Below are 19,746 nucleotides of genomic sequence, written 5' to 3' on the forward strand. Positions count from 1 at the left end.
TTAAAATTACATAAAAAATAGATCATGAGTGTTTTAGTTAATAAAAATTCCAAAATAATTGTTCAAGGTTTTACAGGAAGTGAAGGTACTTTTCACGCTTCTCAAATGATTGAATACGGGACAAATGTTGTAGGTGGTGTAACTCCAGGAAAAGGAGGTTCAACCCATTTAGATCGTCCTGTTTTTAATACAGTAAAAGATGCTGTAGATCAAGCTGGTGCTGATACTTCAATTATTTTTGTACCGCCAGCTTTTGCAGCTGATGCAATTATGGAAGCAGCTGATGCTGGAATCAAAGTAATTATTGCTATTACTGAAGGAATTCCAGTTGCAGATATGATTAAAGCCAATAGTTACGTTAAAGAAAGAAATGCACGATTAATTGGACCTAACTGTCCAGGTGTTATTACTGCTGACGAAGCTAAAGTGGGAATTATGCCAGGTTTTGTTTTCAAAAAAGGTACAGTAGGAATTGTTTCTAAATCAGGAACTTTAACTTATGAAGCCGCTGACCAAGTAGCAAAACAAGGTTTAGGTATCACTACAGCTATTGGAATTGGTGGAGATCCAATTATTGGAACAACAACAAAAGAAGCAGTAGAATTATTGATGAACGATCCTGAAACGAATTGTATTGTTATGATTGGTGAAATTGGAGGTCAATTAGAAGCTGATGCTGCTAAATGGATTAAAGCCGATGGTAACCGTAAACCAGTAGTAGGATTTATTGCAGGTGTTACTGCTCCAGCTGGACGTACAATGGGTCATGCAGGTGCAATTGTTGGAGGTTCTGATGATACTGCTGAAGCAAAAAAACAAATTATGAGAGAAAACGGTATTCACGTAGTAGACTCTCCAGCTGAAATTGGTAAAAAAGTAAAAGAAGTTTTAGGTTAGTCCTAAATACATATACAATCTAAAATACCTCACGGTTTCGTGGGGTATTTTGTTTCATAAATACAGTAAAGAATAATGTACAAAGAATTAAAAAAGTTTAAAGTAACTAAGAGTTTTACTTTTGGTCAAGAAGATAGTTTAGAGGAAGTGTGTAATGCTCCAGAGAGTGCCAGTGGTGTTTTTATAGTGTATGCAATTGATGGAGAGGAGAAAGAATTGATTATGGTAGGTTCTACAGGAACAGTTCAGAATGACGGATCTTTAAAAAGCAAAAATGGTGGGTTGTATGACAAAATTGTGAGCGGTCATCAATTTGCTAAAACCGGTAGAAAATACTCTTGGCCTGCTCAAATGAAATTAGAAAACATTGATCGCTTAGAAGTTGCTTGGTACGATACTTTTAACGAAAAAGTAAAAGTGATTCCTACTTTTGTAGAAGGTCAAGTATTACAAAATTTCTTAGATGAAAAAGGAAGTTTGCCAAGATGGAATGTGGCATTTTAATTTCCTGAATTATATTTAAATAAAAAGCGCCTTATGGGCGCTTTTTTTATTGCTTAAATGGAGATGCCCATTTAGGATCACTGTAAACATTGGTACCAGTAAGTGTTTTTATAAAGGCAATTAAAGCATTTACTTCTCCTGGTTGAAAATTCAATTGTTGACCAAAACCATTCGGAGCTAATCTCGGATCTAAATTTGTATTTCTAGCTGCTAGATTAATGGAACCATAATGACCAATTACATTTTGTAAAGTTACTAAACCTCCAGTATGCATCATAGGTCCATTAGGGATTCCATTAGCATTTACTAAATCTCGTAGTGAAGGGGCTTTAGTATTGGTAATGTCTATGCCAGTACCGTTTAATACACCTATTATTCCATTGTTTTTTGTATTTGGATCAATATCGAATTCTGGTGCGGCGTGACAGGCTGCGCAACCAAAACCTCCTGAAGTTCTAACTCCTAATCCATCAAAAACTGGAGGGGTTAAAAACAAAGTTTTCCCTTGATTTTCTTGGGCTGTAAAATTAGGAAAGGCTTGATTATCATTCTGAACTGCGCTTCGTCCAGCATCGTATTTAGAGTCAAAAGATTGTATACTTCGAATAAATTGTGCCAAAGCATTTTGTAATTTAGATTCCGTGATTTCTTCGGAACCATACACATATTTAAATAACTCTTTATAATAACCGATAGCTTGTAATTTTGAAATTAAAGTTGTGATGGACCCATCGCCACTCGTGCCGCTAAATCCCATTTCTATGTGATTTTTAATTGGTTCAGAGGTCTGTAACTCCAGAGTTGCAGCTCTTTCATCCCAGAAAAATTTTCGTTCATTTGAAAATCGAGAGTTCACTAAACGCATAGCATGACGTGTTGTTGTACCGTTTACTCCATCACTAGCATCAGTATCATCTCCAAAAGCATTAGCTTGAATATGACAAGAGGCACATGAAATTGTATTGTTTGAAGATAAATTTTTGTCATAAAACAAAACCCTCCCTAAAGTAGCGCCTTTATCGGTAATAGGGTTTCCTGCTGTATTGTCTTTTGTAATGTAGGCCGGTTTAGTTTGATTTGCATAATTGCTCAAACTATTGAGATCAATTTTACCCGTAAACGCTTCAATAACATTCGGATAGGATGTTGCTATTTCACTCTCAGTTGAATTACTACAGGAATAAAAAGTAAATAAACTTACTAAGAATAAAAGTGAAGTTGACTGCTTCATAGATTTGGATTTTAAAGATTTGAGATAGAATTACAACGCAAATTAATTGATAAAATTGTAAATAGTTAGCCACTAGTATGAAACTTTAATAAATCATTGTGATTTGAACTAATTTCAATTTATCAAATAGTTTAACGTATTAATTCAAATGGCACTTTTTTTCAAACCACAATTATTCTTATATTTGAACTTCGTTAGTTGCCCTCCAATACATGAGGATTATCTACAATTAATACAAATTAGAAATAATACAATTTAGTATATACTATGAAATTACTAGAAGGAAAAGTGGCTATCATTACTGGTGCCAGCCGTGGAATCGGTAAAGGAGTTGCAGAAGTTTTTGCACAACATGGTGCTAATATCGCATTTACTTATAGCTCATCTGTTGAGTCAGCTTTGGCTTTAGAAAATGAATTGAATGCAATGGGTATCAAAGCCAAAGGATACCAATCGAATGCAGCTGATTTTAACGAGGCACAAACTTTTGTAGATGCGGTGATCGAAGAATTTGGAACCGTTGACATCTTAATCAATAATGCTGGAATTACTAAAGATAATTTATTAATGCGTATGTCAGAAGCAGATTACGATCAAGTTATTGATGTGAATTTGAAATCGGTTTTCAATATGACTAAAGCGATTCAAAAAACATTTTTAAAACAACGTTCTGGTTCTATTATCAATATGAGTAGTGTAGTAGGAGTGAAGGGAAATGCGGGTCAAGCCAATTATGCGGCATCTAAAGCTGGAGTAATTGGATTTACTAAATCAATTGCTTTGGAATTAGGATCAAGAAATATCCGTTGTAATGCTATTGCACCAGGTTTTATCGAAACTGAAATGACAGCAAAATTAAGCCCAGAAGTAGTTCAAGGTTGGAGAGATGGAATTCCATTAAAACGTGGCGGAACTACTGATGATGTGGCTAATGCTTGTTTGTTCTTTGCCTCTGATATGAGTGCTTTTGTAACAGGTCAAGTACTTAACGTTTGTGGAGGAATGCTGACCTAATTGATTGTACTGAGTTAAGCTTTTAAAAATATAGGTAAAGCCAAGAACGAAAAACGGATCAGTTATTTGTTTTTGGCTTTTTTAATTTTATTAATACTATTTTAAAGTAATTTTTAATAAATTATTTCAAACCAAGCTTTGACTTTAATTTTAAAAATAATAGTCCCATTTTATATGCTTCTTCAGAAGCAGAATTTCGATCACTTATAGGAACCTTGTATAAAGTGCATAATTCATCTAAAGTGAATTGTTTATCATTAATGTCATGCAGTCTTCTGTGCATGATTTCCAAATCAAGAGGTTCATTTTTTAATCGCCCACAATCTAGTTTTTCCAATGCAGTATTGATAATTTCAACATCTGTCTCTATGCGATATCCAACTAAAGTGGCATTCCCTATATATTTTAAAAAAGATTGAATTGCCTCAGGTTCTCCTAATTTATTGAGTTTACTCTCAACAATAAATTCGTTTGAAAGTCCATTGTCATGAAGAAATTTATATTGTAAAATAACCACTTCAAAGTTATCCCCAATAAGTAAATTATCATGTACTATACCAAAACAGCCAAAAGACAGAATTACATCTTTAGTTGGATTTAAACCGGTTTTTTCTGTTGAAAGAATGACATACCTATTGGATTTATTTTCAAATTTAGATAGGTATTCTTTCCAAAATTCCGGATGTTCTTTAGTGATATTTTTAAGCCAATCTAACATAATTATGAAAATTGAGTAAGTTGGAATTTATCTTTAATTAACTCTTCTAATTCTTTCATTGGAGCTAAAGCATTTTTCAATCGTTCTTTGTCCATTTTATTCAATTCATTCAAATTGATAAACTGCCCAGAATCTTCGTTTTTTAATCCTTCTACAGTTCTGAATTTAGAAAGAGTTAAAAAGGCTTCCGCACAATTGATGTAAATTTCAGCATTTCGTGGATCGGCTATAGCCAATTGCTTGAAACGAGAATAGGTATTATTAACTCCTTTTATACCATAACATAAAGCAAAAAGACGGGCGCTATCAATTAATGGAAGTAAAGCACGTGATTTTATATCAAACTTGTCTTTGTTTATTCCTTCTTCTTCAACAATAAATTTCTTAAAGAAACTAAGTGGTGCGTTATTTCGTAAGGCATCGTTTCCTAAAAAATCAAAGAATAATGTATTGCTCTTGGCATTCTTATAAATCACATTTTCTATTGCTTCTTCAATTTTTGCTTCGCCAAAAGCCATTTCGTAATCAAAGAAAATGCTACTTAAATCGTTACTGTTTTTACCTGGAGTATTCATCCAACTGTTGTATTGATTTGTCCAGTCGCTCAATGACTTACACCAAAGTGTATTACTTGCCATATGGCCATTTGGACATGACGGATATCCGATTTTTTCTAAATTAGCGGATGCTCTTTTGGCTAATTTTAAGAAATAATCCTTAACCTCTCTGTATTTATCGGGTACAACATCTTCAAAAACCAAAATACTATCTTGATCCGTAAGTAATAGTTGTTCTTTTCGGCCTTGGCTACCTATACTCAACCAAGCAAAACGGGCAGGAGGGGAGCCTAAGTCTAAAATGGCTAATTCAACGGAACGTTTGATTAATGCCAAATTGATTTCGCTTGCTATATTATAAACATGGAAAAGCGGTATGTTTTTGTGAATTGAATTCTGGATAATATCTGTCAATCGATCGCGAAGTAACTTCAAATCATCTGCTGATTGAGTTCGCTTGATTTGTTTAATTAAAACGCCAGGATTGTTGGCTTGAGAAACAATTAAATCATGTTCAGAAATGATTCCTTTTACTTGCGATTGATTGGTACCATCGGTGGTGGCAATTAAATGGGTTACATTATTCTTTAGCATCACTAATTGGGCTTCCGCCAAAGAAATATTTTCAACAACTGTAACCACAGGATTCGACATGATTTTATCAATGGTGGCTGTAATAGGGAAACGTCCTGTTGCAATTTTTGAACTCATATCGGTCTGAGTTACAATTCCAATTGGAATATTATTATTGCAAATAATACTACTGGTAGAAAGATTTTCTGCCATGGTTTTAGCTACATCCATAACAATTGCATCAGGAGTAGTAGTAAGAGGATTCCGATTGTAATTAAGAGATTGAAAATACTGCATATCAGAGGATTGTTGGTCAGAATAGATCACGTTGTCTGAAAGTAGTTTTCCTCGAATATTTTTATCGTTTGGGTTATTGGTATTAGTTGCAAAACTTTCCAATAAGAAATCCAAAACATTTGGATTATTAGCTACAAAAGGTCTAAAAGTGGCAATTGGGATTGCATATACAATACATTCTTGACGCGCCTTGGCTGTCATCTTATAATTATTTTTGGCAAAAAATGGACGCAATCCAAAAATATCACCTTCGTGACATTTATTTAGCAATGTTTCTTCAGCATCTGCAATCACTGATAAATGAATAACTCCCGAAGCAACTACATAAAAACAATCGTGTAAGGTATCATCAATTTGAAATAAAGTCTTGTATTTTTCCAAATTTACTACGCGAATATTCATAGCAATTTCAGATAATTCTTCAAAAGTTAAATTATCGAAAGGTGAATATTTTTTCAAAAAATCTGCAATATGTTCTGCAACAGTATTCATGGTTTGTAGGTATAATTTCTCAAATGCTAATTTAAAAAAATATATATAGAGATGAAAAGGAGTACAAGAATACTATTAACTAAATTGGAGCTATAATTGTTGATATATACTAGGGATTGAAATTAATCTATTTTACATAATATAAATTATAATTCAATATAGTGATCTGTTAAATAGAGGTAATCGTACTTATTTAGATTTAAATTACCTTTTTTGTTTCTTAACAGCTTGTTCTACTACTGTATTGATTTGTTGTAAATGATTGGCCAACAATTTTTCTATCAATTCTTCTTTAGTTAAATGATGAAAAATGGTTTTTACTTTAGTTTTAAGCACAGCATCCAAATCGTGATTTGGTTTTGTTTTAAAAATCTTTTTAGCCCACAATAAGGTGTTGTTTTCTTCAATACTTGCTTCTGTAGGTTTTTTAAACTCAGAAAATTGAATTCCTAGCTCTTTTTCAAAATCAGCAATTTCAGCAACTTCTTCGGCTTGTAACACCGTCAATGAAAGTCCTTTTGCCCCAGCTCTTGCAGTTCTACCACTTCGATGGACATAAGCTTCATAGACATCTGGTAAATGGTAATTTACAACAAACGATACATCGGCTACATCAATTCCTCTTGCTGCTAAATCTGTAGCGATTAATACATTAATATGTCCTTCACGGAATTGCCCCATAATTCTATCACGAATCCCTTGAGATAAACTCCCGTGAATGGCACCAGACGAAAATTTATTGATTGCTAGATTTTTGGCAAGCTTATTTACAGCGGCTTTGGTTTTACAAAATATAATTCCACGCTCACCGTCTCTAGAATTTAAAAAATGCATGAGTACATTCAATTTTTCAATTGGATCAACTACAATATATTGGTGATCAATTCCTTGGTTACCAATAGTTTCCATGTTGGCACTGATTTCAACTACATTTTTGGATAAGTAGTTTTGAATCAATTGTTTTATTGTTCCAGGTAAAGTCGCTGAAAACAAAAGTGTTCGATGCTTTTTGGGTAATTCGGCAACAATTTCATCCAAACTTTCCTTCAAGATACTGACCATTTCGTCAGCTTCATCTAATACCAAAAATTGAGTTTGTTTTAAATCAATTGCTTTTCGTTGAATCAAATCAATCAATCTTCCAGGTGTCGCTACAACAATATGCGTAGGTGTTTTAAGTCTTTCTATTTGTGGTTTAATCGGAATTCCTCCACATGTTGCTGCAATAGATATTCCTTCAATATTCTTTGAAAATTGCTCTAAATTAGAGTGAATTTGATGCCCTAATTCACGTGTTGGAACTAGTACAACGGCTTGTATTGCTGTCTTTTCAATTTGAATTAACTGTAAAAGTGGTAACCCAAAAGCAGCAGTTTTTCCTGTACCCGTTTTGGCTAAGCCAACAATATCGGTAGTAGTGTCAAGTAGTTGCGGAATTACTTTTTGCTGAATCTCTGTAGGTTCAACAATTTTCACTTCGGTTAATGCTTGTACAATTGGATTTGAAAGTCCTAATTCAGAAAATTGTTTTGCCATGCTTTGAGTTTTTGTAACAGATTAATACTAATTAATCGGCTTCGTTCATTATTTTTTCTCGGTACTTCTTCCCTATCAATACCGTTAATTTCATTTTGTAATCTTCAACTAACCATTCGCGGTAATTTTTACTGCATTGGCTTAAACATTTTGAAAAACGCTTTACTCGACATTCAATATCTTCGTCTAATTCTTTGGCTAATCTTTTGGCATCTTGTAATTCTTCTGAATTATCAACACACATAGCAGCGTGTTGCTCTAACGATTTTTCTAAAACCACTTTAGAACGTAAGTTTTGACGAATTACCATTTTATGTTCTTCATCAACATCAAAGGTAACTACCTGAGTTTTGCTGAATTTGGCACGCAATTCAGGAGGCATTTCGTATTTAAAATACAATTCAATTTCGGCATCATCACGAAGATTTTCTAGATAATACTCCGGTGATTTAAATATATGTTGCCAATTGACAGGGTCGCTCCAAAGTCCAAAACGCGCCGCATTATTTCCTAAATCGATTACCGTGAACTCGTCTTTATTTTCTAATTTTCTTGAACCACGGCCTATCATTTGAAAATACAAAGTCAATGATTTAGTCGCTCTGTTCAAAATAATAGTTTCTACCGTAGGTTCATCGAAACCAGTGGTTAAGATCCCAACAGAAGTTAAAATGGCATTAGGAGTGTGTTTGAACCAATGCAAAATATCTTTACGTTCTTCTGTACTACTGGTATTATCAAGATGCCTTACATCGTAGCCTGCTTCTCTAAAGGTTTCGTAAACATAAAGTGAAGTGTTGATTCCATTGTTAAAAATCAAGGTTTTCTTGCCTAGGGATTTCTCAGTATAGGCATGCAACAATTTTTCTTGCATTGCCATATTGGTATACAAATCATCTGATGATTTTACCGTATAATCACCATTGATTCCCACTTTTAATGAAGTTAAACCAACGTCGTAACTGTAAGTAATGGCTTTGGCCAAAAAACCTTTGTTAATTAAGGATTGGATTGTATCACCAACTATCAATTCATCATAGTTTTGATGCATTGGCAATTTGATATTGGAACTTAAAGGAGTAGCTGTAACTCCCAGAATAAAAGCTTTTTTAAATGAACTTAATAATTTCCTGAACGAATTATAATGCGCCTCATCAATAATAACTAAACCCACATTGTCCAAATGTAACTTTTCGTCGTTAATTCGGTTTTTTAGAGTTTCCACCATAGCAACAAAACAAGAATAGTCATTTTGATCCGGAAGCTCTTTTACATTACTATTGATGATTTTGTTTTTTACTCCAAACCCTTTTAACATTTTCGAAGTTTGCTTACACAATTCGATACGATGGGTCAATACCACCACTTTTTTGTCATGCTTTTGGATATACCGACGAACAATTTCAGAAAATATTACAGTTTTACCACCACCCGTTGGCAATTGATATAATAAGTGATGTTGAGGGGATGCGTTGTCAATGCGTTCAAAAATAGCATCTATGTCACATTTTTGGTAATCATAGAGTTCTTTTCGATCTTCAAATTCGGTTTCTACAGTGTTTTGAGGCATTGGTGATTTTGGATTTTTGCAAAAGTACACCTAAAAAACAGTTAATTGGCTATTTTTATTTTAAAAATATAGCTCGAATTTAAAAATTAAGTTTTGCTAATCCATTTAAAATTCCAAACGCGAAATAATACGTTCGAATTCGTATTGATTGATCCACTTTTGATCTACTGTTTCCTGGAAAATGGAACCAATTCTTGTTTTAAAATCGGCATAGATACCATTGGAAATTATAAAATCAACAGCTTGTTCAAACGAATTGAACATGCTCTTATAGAATAATTCTTGTTTGATTGCATTTTCGGATGAATAAGTTTGAGCGATTTCAATGTTATAGAGCATCACATCGGTAATGATAAATGGATCAACTCCCAAAGTAATGAAATGCTTTATCAATTTTTGAGCAACGGAACGTCGCATTTTTGGTTTACTTCGACGCCCTAATTTTTTGATTGGAAAATATTCATTGGAAATTCTAAGTTTTGCTTCTTTTAAAATAATTTCTTCCTTAGGATTAAAAACAAAATCATAAAAGGTTTTCACTGGTACAAACTTCTCATACAATTCTAGAATTTGTTCTTCCAATTGCACTTTATTCAATTCGGCAAGGTATTTTTTTAAATCGCGTTTACTCATATAAAATTTGATATTTGTCAAAGGTAAATTACTTTAGTCAATCTTACTTCTAAAATCAATGATATTCCTTATTTTTGATTTTTAAACAAAAGATCAAAGTCATGTTAAAGTTATTTAAATTAATTGCTTTTTTAGAAGGTGTTTCACTCCTACTCCTATTATTTTTTGCTATGCCAATGAAGTATTACTTTCAAGAACCTATTTTTGTAAAAAGTATTGGAATGGCGCATGGTATTTTATTTATTGGCTATATCATTTTGGCATTAATGTCCAAAATCGAATACGATTGGCCAGCTAAGAAATTTAGTTTGGTTTGTATTGCTTCAGTTATTCCTTTTGGTACTTTTTATGTAGAAAAAAAATATTTATAAATTAATCACTATGAATTCAAGAGACGAATTTTTAAAAAAATTTAGAGGAGATGCATTAGGTAAAATTGATAGACAATCTTCTTTAGAAGAGTATTTTCAAAATACCACTTTGCGTCCCATTTTAAATCTTCAAAACGATTTAATTCTCAGTGCTTTCCAAATATATATAGTTCAAAATAAAATTCCTTTTGAAATCTATTCGACTGATAAAAAAAATACAGTCATCGAAAATGCGATTTTAAAAGACGTTAAATTTCAAAATTTGCTTAAAGGATTTGCAATTGGATTATTTACTGCGGATGAATTTACTTTATATTCTAGTGCAAGTTCATCTTTAAATAAGAGAATTAGATCGATGCTAATTGAGCGATTGCAAAGTCAATTACAATTGATTTAATTTTTTAATCTACTTTTTATTTCTGTTATATTTAGTTTATACTATTAAAAATCAGATATTTAAATATAAAAATAATCTACTTTTTTTATTCTTACTATTTTTTATTACTACAAAGCCTTTACTTTTACATTTCATCTCACGAAATCGTTTTCTTGTAATATGTTGCTTTTAATTAAAACCAAGCATTTATTTTTTATACTTTTTTGAGATGAATAATGTCATTTTAACACAATGATATTTTGTTATAATTGAACTGTATTAATTATTGTAAGAAATAAAATACAAATTAATCATAATGATGTCATATATTTAATGAAATAGTAACGGATTATTTTATAGTTTCTAAATTCTATTTTGAAAAAACATTAAAATCTACGTTATTCAATAAAATTTCATTTAATAATCATAAAAAAATGAAAATAATGGAATTCTAATAATTAATTAACAGTAAAAAAATTAATCTGTTATTTTATTTCTTATAATTGTAAGTTACTTTTTATTACTATTAACAACCATAAAATATTTAAAAAACAAATCAGATGGAAAGAAGGGAAGCACTTAAAAGAGTTGCCTATTTAATGGGAGGAGCTATTTCAGCGACAACTATGGGCGTTTTATTTGAAAGTTTTACCGTAATAGACAAATCTAAAATGGTTAACTTTTCGGTATCCGATGAAGCAATACTTGCTGAGTTTTCAGAAATCATAATCCCAACAACTTCAGCATGCCCAGGAGCAAAAGCTGCTGGTTTAGGATCATTTATACCAATGATGATTCAAGATTGTTATCCTGCTAACTTACAATCAATTTTTGCTACTGGATTAAAATCTATGGATGATAAATGTTTTGCAAAATTTGGTAAAAACTTCGCCACTGCTTCAGAACAAGAAAAAACTACTATTGTCAAAGAATTAAGAGACGAAGCAATTGCTAATAAAAGACAACCTTCCTTTTTTACAATTGCCAGAGATTTAACTATTCTAGGATATTATTCATCGGAAATAGGATCTACTCAAGCTCGTGAATATCTTGCAATTCCTGGAAAATATGATGGTAGTGCACCATTGGAACCAGGCCAAAAAGCGTGGGCTACTTCTTAAGCAATTCATTTATTAAACTAGTTTAAACTTAAAAAATATACATCGTGAATATTAATACGAATTTAAAAGAACAAAATACTTATGACGCAATCGTTATAGGTTCAGGTATAAGTGGTGGTTGGGCTGCTAAAGAATTGACCGAAAAAGGATTACGAGTTTTGATGCTGGAACGCGGAATGAACATTGAGCATATTACTGATTATGAATCAGCTATGAAAGATCCATGGGAATTCAAGCATGCAGGTAGAATGACTCAAGAACAAAAAAGTACACACCCTGTACAAATACGAGATTATCCATATCAAGAAGCCAATGAGAAATGGTGGGTTAATGATTTGGAATGTCCGTATACAGAAGACAAACGATTTGATTGGTACAGAGGATTTCATGTAGGAGGCAAATCATTAATGTGGGGTCGTCAAAGTTACCGTTTTAGTGACATTAACTTTGAAGACAACAAAAAAGATGGTCATGGAAACGACTGGCCAATTCGTTACAAGGATATTGCTCCATGGTATGACTATGCGGAGAAATTTGCTGGTATTAGTGGTCAAAACGAAGGTTGGCCTTTATTACCAGATGGACAGTTTCTTCCACCAATGGATTTGAACTGTGTAGAGAAATCTGTTAAAGAACGAATTGAAAAACATTACAACAGAGAAAGAATCTTAACTATAGGTCGTACGGCTAATTTAACAGTTCCTCATAATGGACGTGGCAATTGCCAGTACAGAAATTTATGTAGTCGCGGATGTCCGTTTGGTGCTTATTTTAGTACTCAATCTTCTACCCTACCTGCTGCAATGGCAACTAAGCGTTTAACTGTAAGACCTTATTCTATTGTAAATCATATCATCTACGACAAGGATACTAAAAAGGCCAAAGGAGTTATGGTGATTGATGCAGAAACTAATGAAACCATGGAATTTTATGCTAAAATCGTTTTTGTAAATGGTTCTACACTAGGTTCTACATTTATATTATTGAACTCTACTTCAGAGGCACATCCGAATGGTTTAGGTAATGGTAGCGGGCAATTAGGTCATAACTTAATGGATCACCATTTCCGTTGTGGAGCTGAAGGAACTGCTGAAGGATTTGAAGATAAATACACTTATGGTCGTAGAGCCAATGGAATCTATGTACCTCGTTACCAAAATTATGGTAATGATAAACGTGATTACTTAAGAGGTTTTGGTTACCAAGGTGGTGCAAGTCGTGGAAATTGGCAAGCAGATGTGGCTGAATTAGCATTTGGTGCTGATTTCAAAAATAATATGTCAAAACCAGCAGATCATTGGAAAATGGGATTGGGTGGTTTTGGAGAAATGCTACCTTACTATGAAAATAAAGTATACATCGATCATTCGAAAAAAGACAAATGGGGTCAACCTGTTATAGCTATTGATTGCGAAACTAAAGATAACGAAGCTAAAATGCGTGAAGATATGATGAACGATGCTGCCGAAATGTTAGAAGCAGCTGGAATGAAAAATATCCAAACCTATGATAATGATTACTATCCAGGTATGGCTATTCATGAAATGGGTACCGCACGTATGGGTAACGATCCTAAAGATTCTGTATTAAATAAATGGAATCAAATGCATGAAGTAAGTAATGTATTTGTTACTGATGGTTCTTGTATGCCTTCGATTGCATGTCAAAACCCATCGTTAACGTTCATGGCATTAACTGCTCGCGCTGCTGATTATGCAGTGAAAGAATTAAAGAAAAAAAATATCTAGGTTACTTTTATTATGAAAAGAAAATTAAGAATGGGAATGGTCGGTGGTGGCCAAGATGCTTTCATCGGTGCAATACATCGTTTAGCTGCTAATATGGATGGCTTAATTGAATTAAGTTGTGGTGCTTTGAGTATCAACCCAGAAATTGCAGTAGCTTCAGGTAAAGCCTTATTTCTTCCAGAATCAAGAACCTATTTGACTTATGAAGAAATGATCAAAGCCGAAGCGGCGTTGCCAGCTGAAGAGCGCATTGATTTTGTTACTATTGTAACTCCAAATTTTGCCCACTTTGCCCCTGCCATGATGGCTTTAGATCATGGTTTCAATGTAGTTATTGAAAAACCAATTACCTTTTCTTTGGAAGAGGCTAAACAATTGGAACAAAAATTAAAAGAAACCGGGTTAACACTTTGTTTGACCCACACCTACTCAGGTTACCCAATGGTAAAACAAGCTAAAGCTATGGTTAGAGAAGGTAAACTTGGAAAAATTCGTAAGGTTTGGGTAGAATATCCACAGGGATGGTTGAGTAAATTGTCTGAAAGAGAAGGAAATGCACAAGCAGCTTGGAGAACAGACCCGAAAAAATCGGGAAAAAGTTCTGTAATGGGTGATATTGGAACGCATGCAGCACATTTAGCTGAATACATTACGGGTTCAAAAATTACAGACATTTGTGCCGAATTAAACACTTTAGTGGAAGGACGTGTCATGGATGATGACGGTGCCGTTATGCTAAAATTTGATAATGGTGCCAAAGGAGTCTTGATGGCTTCACAGGTTGCAGCTGGTGAAGAAAATGCAGTTAAAATTAGAGTATATGGTGAAAAAGGTGGAATCGAATGGTTGCAACACGAACCTAACTCTTTGATCGTAAAATGGTTGGATGAGCCAATGCAAATTTTAAGAGCAGGTTCAAATTATGCACATCTATCTTCATTTGCAAGACACAATTGCAGAACTCCAGGCGGACACCCAGAAGGCTATTTAGAAGCCTTTGCTAATATTTATAGAAACTTTGCTTTAACCTTAGGTTGCAAAATTGATGGTGTTGAACCAACTCCAGAGATGTTAGACTTTCCATCAGTAGAAGATGGATTAAGAGGAATGGCATTTATTGACAACGTAGTTTTATCAGCACAATCTGATAAAAAATGGACTCCAAACGCAGTATAACTATGACAACAATTCAAGGGCCAGCGGTCTTTTTAGCACAATTTATTGGAGATAAAGCACCATTTAATTCGTTAGATGGTATTTGCCAATGGGCAGCTGATTTAGGTTTTAAAGGAATTCAAATGCCTACTTTAGATGCTCGTTTTATTGATTTACAAAAAGCAGCCGAAAGTAAAACCTATGCTGATGAGTTGTCTGGTAAAGTGGCTTCATACGGCTTACAAATTTCCGAATTATCTACTCATTTACAAGGTCAGTTAGTGGCGGTTCATCCGGCCTATGATGATTTTTTTGATGGCTTTGCTCCTGCAGCCTTGCGCGGTAATCCGAAAGCCAGACAAGAATGGGCGGTTCAACAAATGAAATATGCAGCTCAAGCTTCTCAAAATTTAGGGCTGAATGCACATGCAACTTTTAGCGGATCGTTGCTTTGGCAATACTTCCACCCTTGGCCACAAAGACCACCGGGATTAATTGAAGAAGGATTTGCCGAATTAGCGAAACGTTGGTTACCTATTTTGAATGAATTTGATAAAAATGGCGTAGATGTTTGTTATGAGATTCACCCTGGAGAGGATTTATTTGACGGAGAAACTTACGAAATGTTTTTAAAAGCCGTTAATAATCACTCCAGAGCCTGTTTGTTGTACGATCCCTCCCATTTTGTATTACAACAATTAGATTACATTCAGTATATAGATTTTTATCACGAACGTATTAAAGCCTTCCATGTTAAAGATGCCGAATTTAATCCAACTGGTAAACAAGGTACTTTTGGAGGATACCAAGGTTGGGCCAACCGTGCAGGACGTTACCGTTCGCCTGGAGACGGCCAAATTGACTTCAAAACCATTTTTAGTAAACTTGCGCAATATGATTACAAAGGTTGGGCAGTTATGGAATGGGAATGCTGTATTAAAAATCAAGAAGATGGTGCTCGTGAAGGTGCTGAATTTATCAAAAAACACATTATAAAAGTAACCGACAAAGCTTTTGACGATTTTGCAGCCGTTGAAACTAACACACAATTGAACAGAAAAAATTTAGGACTATAATACATACAAAAATGAAACGTAACTTTTTACTTCTAGGCTTAGCCGTATTAACATTAACCTCTTTCTCAAAAAATGAAGGAGACAAAAAATACATCAAAAAAACTGCGATTGTAGTACAATCAAATGATGGTGAGCGATTAATTGCCAAATCAGATTGTGTTGGATGTCATAAATTGGACAAAAAATTAATTGGTCCAGCCTACACAGAAATTGCTAAAAAGTATACAAACAATGATAAAAATATCAACTATTTAGCTACTAAAATTATCAAAGGCGGATCAGGTGTATGGGGCACAATGCCAATGTCAGCACACTCTTCTTTAAAGAAAGAAGATGCCAAATCAATGGCACAATATATTTTAGGTTTGAAAAAATAACATTTAGTTTTAACACTATTGACTAACAATAAATAACCATGAAAAAAGAAGAAGAGAATAAACCAAATAACAATCGCCGTGATTTTATCAAAACTGGTGCGATGGCTGCAGCTGCTTTTATGATCGTACCTCGCCATGTATTAGGAAGAGGTTTTGTTGCTCCAAGTGACCGATTGGTTGTTGCGGGTATCGGTGTTGGTGGAAAAGGCCAATCAGATATTGCGATGTTTCACAAAAGTGGTAAAGCCAATATTGGTTTCTTATGTGATGTAGATACACGAAGAGCTGCTAATAGTGTAAATGCTTTTCCAAAAGCTAAATTTTACAAAGATTGGCGTGAAATGTTAGACAAAGAACACAAAAATTTTGATGCGGTATCGGTTTCAACTCCTGATCATACTCATGCTATTGCGGCTTTAGCGGCTATGCAATTAGGAAAGCATGTGTATGTTCAGAAACCATTAGCGCATGATATTTACGAAGCTAGAATATTAACTGAAGCAGCTAAAAAATACAAAGTGGTTACCCAAATGGGAAACCAAGGGGCATCAAATGATGGAACTCGTATTCTTAAAGAATGGCATGAGGCTGATTTGATTGGAGATGTCCATACCATTTATGCTTGGACAGATCGTCCAGTTTGGCCACAAGGTATTCCTTGGTCAACTGCTAAACCAGAAGTTCCAAAAGAATTGGATTGGGATTTGTGGTTGGGAACTGCTCCTTATAAAAATTACGTAGACAAATTAGTACCATTCAACTGGAGAGGTTGGTGGGATTATGGTACTGGTGCTCTAGGAGATATGGGATGTCACTTATTGGAAACTCCTTTCAGTGTTTTGAAATTGAAATACGCTAAAGATGTACAATGTAGTGTTGGTTCTGTATATGTAGATGAATTCAAACGCGGGTATTTCCCAGAAAGTTGTCCACCATCAAGTCATGTAACTTTGACTTTTCCTAAAACAGAGAAAACTTTAGGTGATGTTACCGTACACTGGATGGACGGTGGTATTCAACCAGAAAGACCTGCTGAATTAGGACCAAACGAAATTTTTGGAGATGGTGGAAATGGAACCCTTTTCATTGGAACTAAAGGAAAAATGATGTGTGATACTTACGGATTAAATCCAAGGTTATTACCATTAAGCAAAAATGAAAACCTTCAAGTAGCACAAAAGTATGCTCGTGTTGAAGGAGGAGATGCTGGTCACTATAAACAATGGGTGGAAGCTGCAATTGCTGGTTATGGAAAGAAAGAAGTAAGTTCAGGTTTTGAAATTGCTGGACCTTTAACCGAAGCTCTATTAATGGCTAACTTAGCAATTAGAGGGTACGATGTAGTTCGTGATGAATTAGGAGAAGATGTGTATCCAGGTCGTTCTGCAAAATTATTATGGGATAATGATGCTATGCGAATTACTAATTTTGATGAAGTAAATCAATTCGTAAAACGCGATTACCGCGAAGGATGGAAAAATTTAACATTATAATACAAAAAACAATGATTAAGAATATTTTTAAAATAGCACTAGTAACTATTTTGATGCAAACTACTAACGCTCAAACGGCTGTACCAAAAGGATTTGTTCCACTATTTGACGGAACATCTACAACTGGATGGCATGCTTACGGAAAAAAAGCAGCAACTGCTGCTTGGAAAGTTGAAAATGGTGAATTACATTTTGATCCAACGGCTGCTAAAAATGGACAAGGTGGCGATTTAGTAACCGATAAAGAATATACTAATTTTCACTTAAAATTAGAATGGAAAGTAGCGGCTAAATCCAACAGTGGTATCATCTTTTTTGTGAACGAAGACTTAGCAAAATTTAAGAATACCTACGAAACCGGTTTAGAAATGCAAGTTTTAGATAACGACGGTCATCCTGATGGAAAAATAGAAAAACACAGAGCTGGAGATTTATACGATTTGATAAAAAGTACAACAGAACCAGTTAAACCAGTAGGTGAATGGAACTCAGTTGATATTGTTTGTAAATTCGGAAAATTACAAATGTTATTGAACGGCGTAAAAGTAGTAGAAACTATGCTTTGGGATGATAAATTTAAAGCTTTAGTAGCTGGAAGTAAATTTGCTACATGGCCTGGATTTGCTGCATTTCAATCGGGTAAAATTGCCTTACAAGACCATGGAGATAATGTTTGGTATCGTAACATCATGATTAAAGAATGGAATACGATGACCACTACTACGGGTTGTAAATAATAATCTACCAACTAACCAAACCAAACTATATTATACTTATGAATACAACAAATAAAATAAAACTATCCAGCATGATGTTCCTAGAATTTTTTATCTGGGGCGCATGGTTTGTGACTTTAGGAACTTTTTTAGGAACTAATTTAAAAGCGTCAGGAGCTGAAACAGCAGCTGTCTTTTCAACTCAATCTTGGGGGGCTATCATTGCACCATTTATTATTGGATTAATTGCTGACCGCTATTTTAATGCGGAAAGAATTTTAGGAGTATTACATTTAGTAGGTGCATTTTTAATGTACCAAATGTACCAATCTAGTGATTTAAGTTCTTTCTATATCTATGTTTTTAGTTATATGGTATTGTATATGCCAACATTAGCTTTAGTGAATTCAGTTGCTTTTAACCAAATGAAAGATCCTGAAAAAGAATTTTCTTCTATTCGTGTATGGGGAACCATTGGCTGGATTGTAGCAGGACTTTCAATTAGTTATGTATTTCATTGGGATTCTGTAGAAAGTTTAGCAAACGGTATGTTGAAAAACACCTTTTTATTAGCTGGAATTGCAGCTTTAGTATTAGGTTTATTAAGTTTTACCTTACCTGCCACTCCACCTAAAGTTTCTGATGAAAAAATCAAAATTGGAGATATCATCGGTTTAGACGCATTGAAATTATTGAAAGATAAAAACTTTGCTGTTTTCTTTATTTCTTCAATCCTAATTTGTATTCCATTAGCTTTTTATTACCAAAATGCCAATCCATTTTTGACAGAGTCAGGATTGGAAAATCCAACTGGGAAAATGGCCATTGGCCAAATTTCTGAAGCCTTGTTTTTATTGTTGATTCCTGTATTCTTTACCAAATACGGATTTAAGAAGACTATTTTAGTAGGCATGTTAGCTTGGGCAATTCGTTATGCTTTATTTGCCTATGGAAATGGTGGTGAACTTAGTTTTATGTTAATCGTTGGAATTGCTTTACACGGAATTTGTTATGATTTCTTCTTTGTTTCTGGTCAAATTTATACCAACTCAAAAGCAGGAGATAAATACAAAAGTGCGGCACAAGGTTTAATTACCTTGGCTACTTATGGTGTGGGTATGTTAATTGGTTTTGCCGTTGCTGGATGGATTACAGATAATTACAAAACAGCAACTGGAACTATCAACTGGGAAATGGTATGGATCATTCCGGCTGGAATTGCCTTGGCAGTTTTTGTTTTATTCGCATTGACTTTCAATGATAAAAATAAAACGGAAGTTTCACACTAATT

Annotated in this window: 19 protein-coding genes; 13 read left to right on the forward strand and 6 right to left on the reverse strand. The window is 34.0% G+C overall.

Features of this window, described 5'->3' with window-relative positions; all coding sequences use genetic code 11:
- Nucleotides 1–24 precede the first annotated feature (24 nt).
- Nucleotides 25–897, forward strand: coding sequence for a succinate--CoA ligase subunit alpha (gene sucD, locus LPC21_RS08065; protein ID WP_229316655.1), 873 nt, complete (start codon nucleotides 25–27; stop codon nucleotides 895–897).
- Nucleotides 898–972: 75 nt separating this feature from the next.
- On the forward strand, nucleotides 973–1,401 hold the full coding sequence (locus LPC21_RS08070; protein WP_229316656.1) for a hypothetical protein: 429 nt from the start codon (nucleotides 973–975) through the stop codon (nucleotides 1,399–1,401).
- Between the two features lie 46 nt (nucleotides 1,402–1,447).
- On the opposite strand, the gene LPC21_RS08075 is transcribed toward LPC21_RS08070, so the two are convergent.
- Complete coding sequence (locus tag LPC21_RS08075; protein WP_229316657.1) at nucleotides 1,448–2,632, reverse strand: cytochrome-c peroxidase; 1,185 nt, start codon at nucleotides 2,630–2,632, stop codon at nucleotides 1,448–1,450.
- 267 nt (nucleotides 2,633–2,899) lie between these two features.
- Between LPC21_RS08075 and fabG the strand changes: the two genes are divergently transcribed.
- On the forward strand, nucleotides 2,900–3,646 hold the full coding sequence (fabG, locus tag LPC21_RS08080; RefSeq protein ID WP_229316658.1) for a 3-oxoacyl-[acyl-carrier-protein] reductase: 747 nt from the start codon (nucleotides 2,900–2,902) through the stop codon (nucleotides 3,644–3,646).
- A 121-nt stretch (nucleotides 3,647–3,767) separates the two neighbouring features.
- Here the strand turns inward: fabG and LPC21_RS08085 are convergent, their stop codons facing one another.
- From LPC21_RS08085 to LPC21_RS08105, 5 genes are all read right to left on the reverse strand, one after another.
- The gene (locus LPC21_RS08085) at nucleotides 3,768–4,364 is read right to left on the reverse strand and encodes a 3'-5' exonuclease (RefSeq protein ID WP_229316659.1); all 597 of its coding nucleotides are present in this window, start codon (nucleotides 4,362–4,364) and stop codon (nucleotides 3,768–3,770) included.
- A 2-nt stretch (nucleotides 4,365–4,366) separates the two neighbouring features.
- Entirely contained in the window at nucleotides 4,367–6,283 is a 1,917-nt protein-coding gene (locus tag LPC21_RS08090; RefSeq protein ID WP_229316660.1) for a DUF294 nucleotidyltransferase-like domain-containing protein, read from the reverse strand.
- 204 nt (nucleotides 6,284–6,487) lie between these two features.
- A complete protein-coding gene (locus tag LPC21_RS08095; protein WP_229316661.1) occupies nucleotides 6,488–7,819 on the reverse strand; it encodes a DEAD/DEAH box helicase in 1,332 nt (443 codons plus the stop codon).
- Nucleotides 7,820–7,850: 31 nt separating this feature from the next.
- The gene (locus tag LPC21_RS08100; protein ID WP_229316662.1) at nucleotides 7,851–9,389 is read right to left on the reverse strand and encodes a DEAD/DEAH box helicase; all 1,539 of its coding nucleotides are present in this window, start codon (nucleotides 9,387–9,389) and stop codon (nucleotides 7,851–7,853) included.
- A gap of 105 nt (nucleotides 9,390–9,494) precedes the next feature.
- The gene (locus LPC21_RS08105) at nucleotides 9,495–10,022 is read right to left on the reverse strand and encodes a DUF6155 family protein (protein ID WP_229316663.1); all 528 of its coding nucleotides are present in this window, start codon (nucleotides 10,020–10,022) and stop codon (nucleotides 9,495–9,497) included.
- 101 nt (nucleotides 10,023–10,123) lie between these two features.
- On the opposite strand from LPC21_RS08105, the gene LPC21_RS08110 reads away from it, so the two are divergent.
- The 10 genes from LPC21_RS08110 (at nucleotide 10,124) to LPC21_RS08155 (ending at nucleotide 19,744) form a co-directional block, all read left to right on the forward strand.
- Nucleotides 10,124–10,393: a DUF3817 domain-containing protein gene (locus LPC21_RS08110; RefSeq protein ID WP_229316664.1), complete on the forward strand. Its 270-nt coding sequence runs from the start codon at nucleotides 10,124–10,126 to the stop codon at nucleotides 10,391–10,393.
- Nucleotides 10,394–10,403: 10 nt separating this feature from the next.
- Nucleotides 10,404–10,790: a glyoxalase gene (locus tag LPC21_RS08115; protein ID WP_229316665.1), complete on the forward strand. Its 387-nt coding sequence runs from the start codon at nucleotides 10,404–10,406 to the stop codon at nucleotides 10,788–10,790.
- 539 nt (nucleotides 10,791–11,329) lie between these two features.
- A complete protein-coding gene (locus LPC21_RS08120) occupies nucleotides 11,330–11,890 on the forward strand; it encodes a gluconate 2-dehydrogenase subunit 3 family protein (RefSeq protein ID WP_229316666.1) in 561 nt (186 codons plus the stop codon).
- Between the two features lie 44 nt (nucleotides 11,891–11,934).
- The gene (locus LPC21_RS08125; protein WP_229316667.1) at nucleotides 11,935–13,638 is read left to right on the forward strand and encodes a GMC oxidoreductase; all 1,704 of its coding nucleotides are present in this window, start codon (nucleotides 11,935–11,937) and stop codon (nucleotides 13,636–13,638) included.
- 12 nt (nucleotides 13,639–13,650) lie between these two features.
- A complete protein-coding gene (locus LPC21_RS08130) occupies nucleotides 13,651–14,814 on the forward strand; it encodes a Gfo/Idh/MocA family protein (protein WP_229316668.1) in 1,164 nt (387 codons plus the stop codon).
- A gap of 2 nt (nucleotides 14,815–14,816) precedes the next feature.
- Entirely contained in the window at nucleotides 14,817–15,869 is a 1,053-nt protein-coding gene (locus tag LPC21_RS08135) for a sugar phosphate isomerase/epimerase family protein (RefSeq protein ID WP_229316669.1), read from the forward strand.
- Between the two features lie 11 nt (nucleotides 15,870–15,880).
- Nucleotides 15,881–16,246, forward strand: a complete 366-nt coding sequence (locus LPC21_RS08140; protein WP_229316670.1) for a c-type cytochrome — start codon at nucleotides 15,881–15,883, stop codon at nucleotides 16,244–16,246.
- Nucleotides 16,247–16,284: 38 nt separating this feature from the next.
- A complete protein-coding gene (locus LPC21_RS08145) occupies nucleotides 16,285–17,739 on the forward strand; it encodes a Gfo/Idh/MocA family protein (protein WP_229316671.1) in 1,455 nt (484 codons plus the stop codon).
- A gap of 11 nt (nucleotides 17,740–17,750) precedes the next feature.
- The gene (locus LPC21_RS08150) at nucleotides 17,751–18,476 is read left to right on the forward strand and encodes a 3-keto-disaccharide hydrolase (RefSeq protein ID WP_229316672.1); all 726 of its coding nucleotides are present in this window, start codon (nucleotides 17,751–17,753) and stop codon (nucleotides 18,474–18,476) included.
- A 38-nt stretch (nucleotides 18,477–18,514) separates the two neighbouring features.
- A complete protein-coding gene (locus LPC21_RS08155; protein WP_255657590.1) occupies nucleotides 18,515–19,744 on the forward strand; it encodes a nucleoside permease in 1,230 nt (409 codons plus the stop codon).
- The last annotated feature ends 2 nt before the right edge of the window (nucleotides 19,745–19,746 follow it).

It is taken from the genome of Flavobacterium ammoniigenes (assembly GCF_020886055.1).
In the GTDB taxonomy this organism is placed as follows: Bacteria; Bacteroidota; Bacteroidia; order Flavobacteriales; family Flavobacteriaceae; genus Flavobacterium; species Flavobacterium ammoniigenes.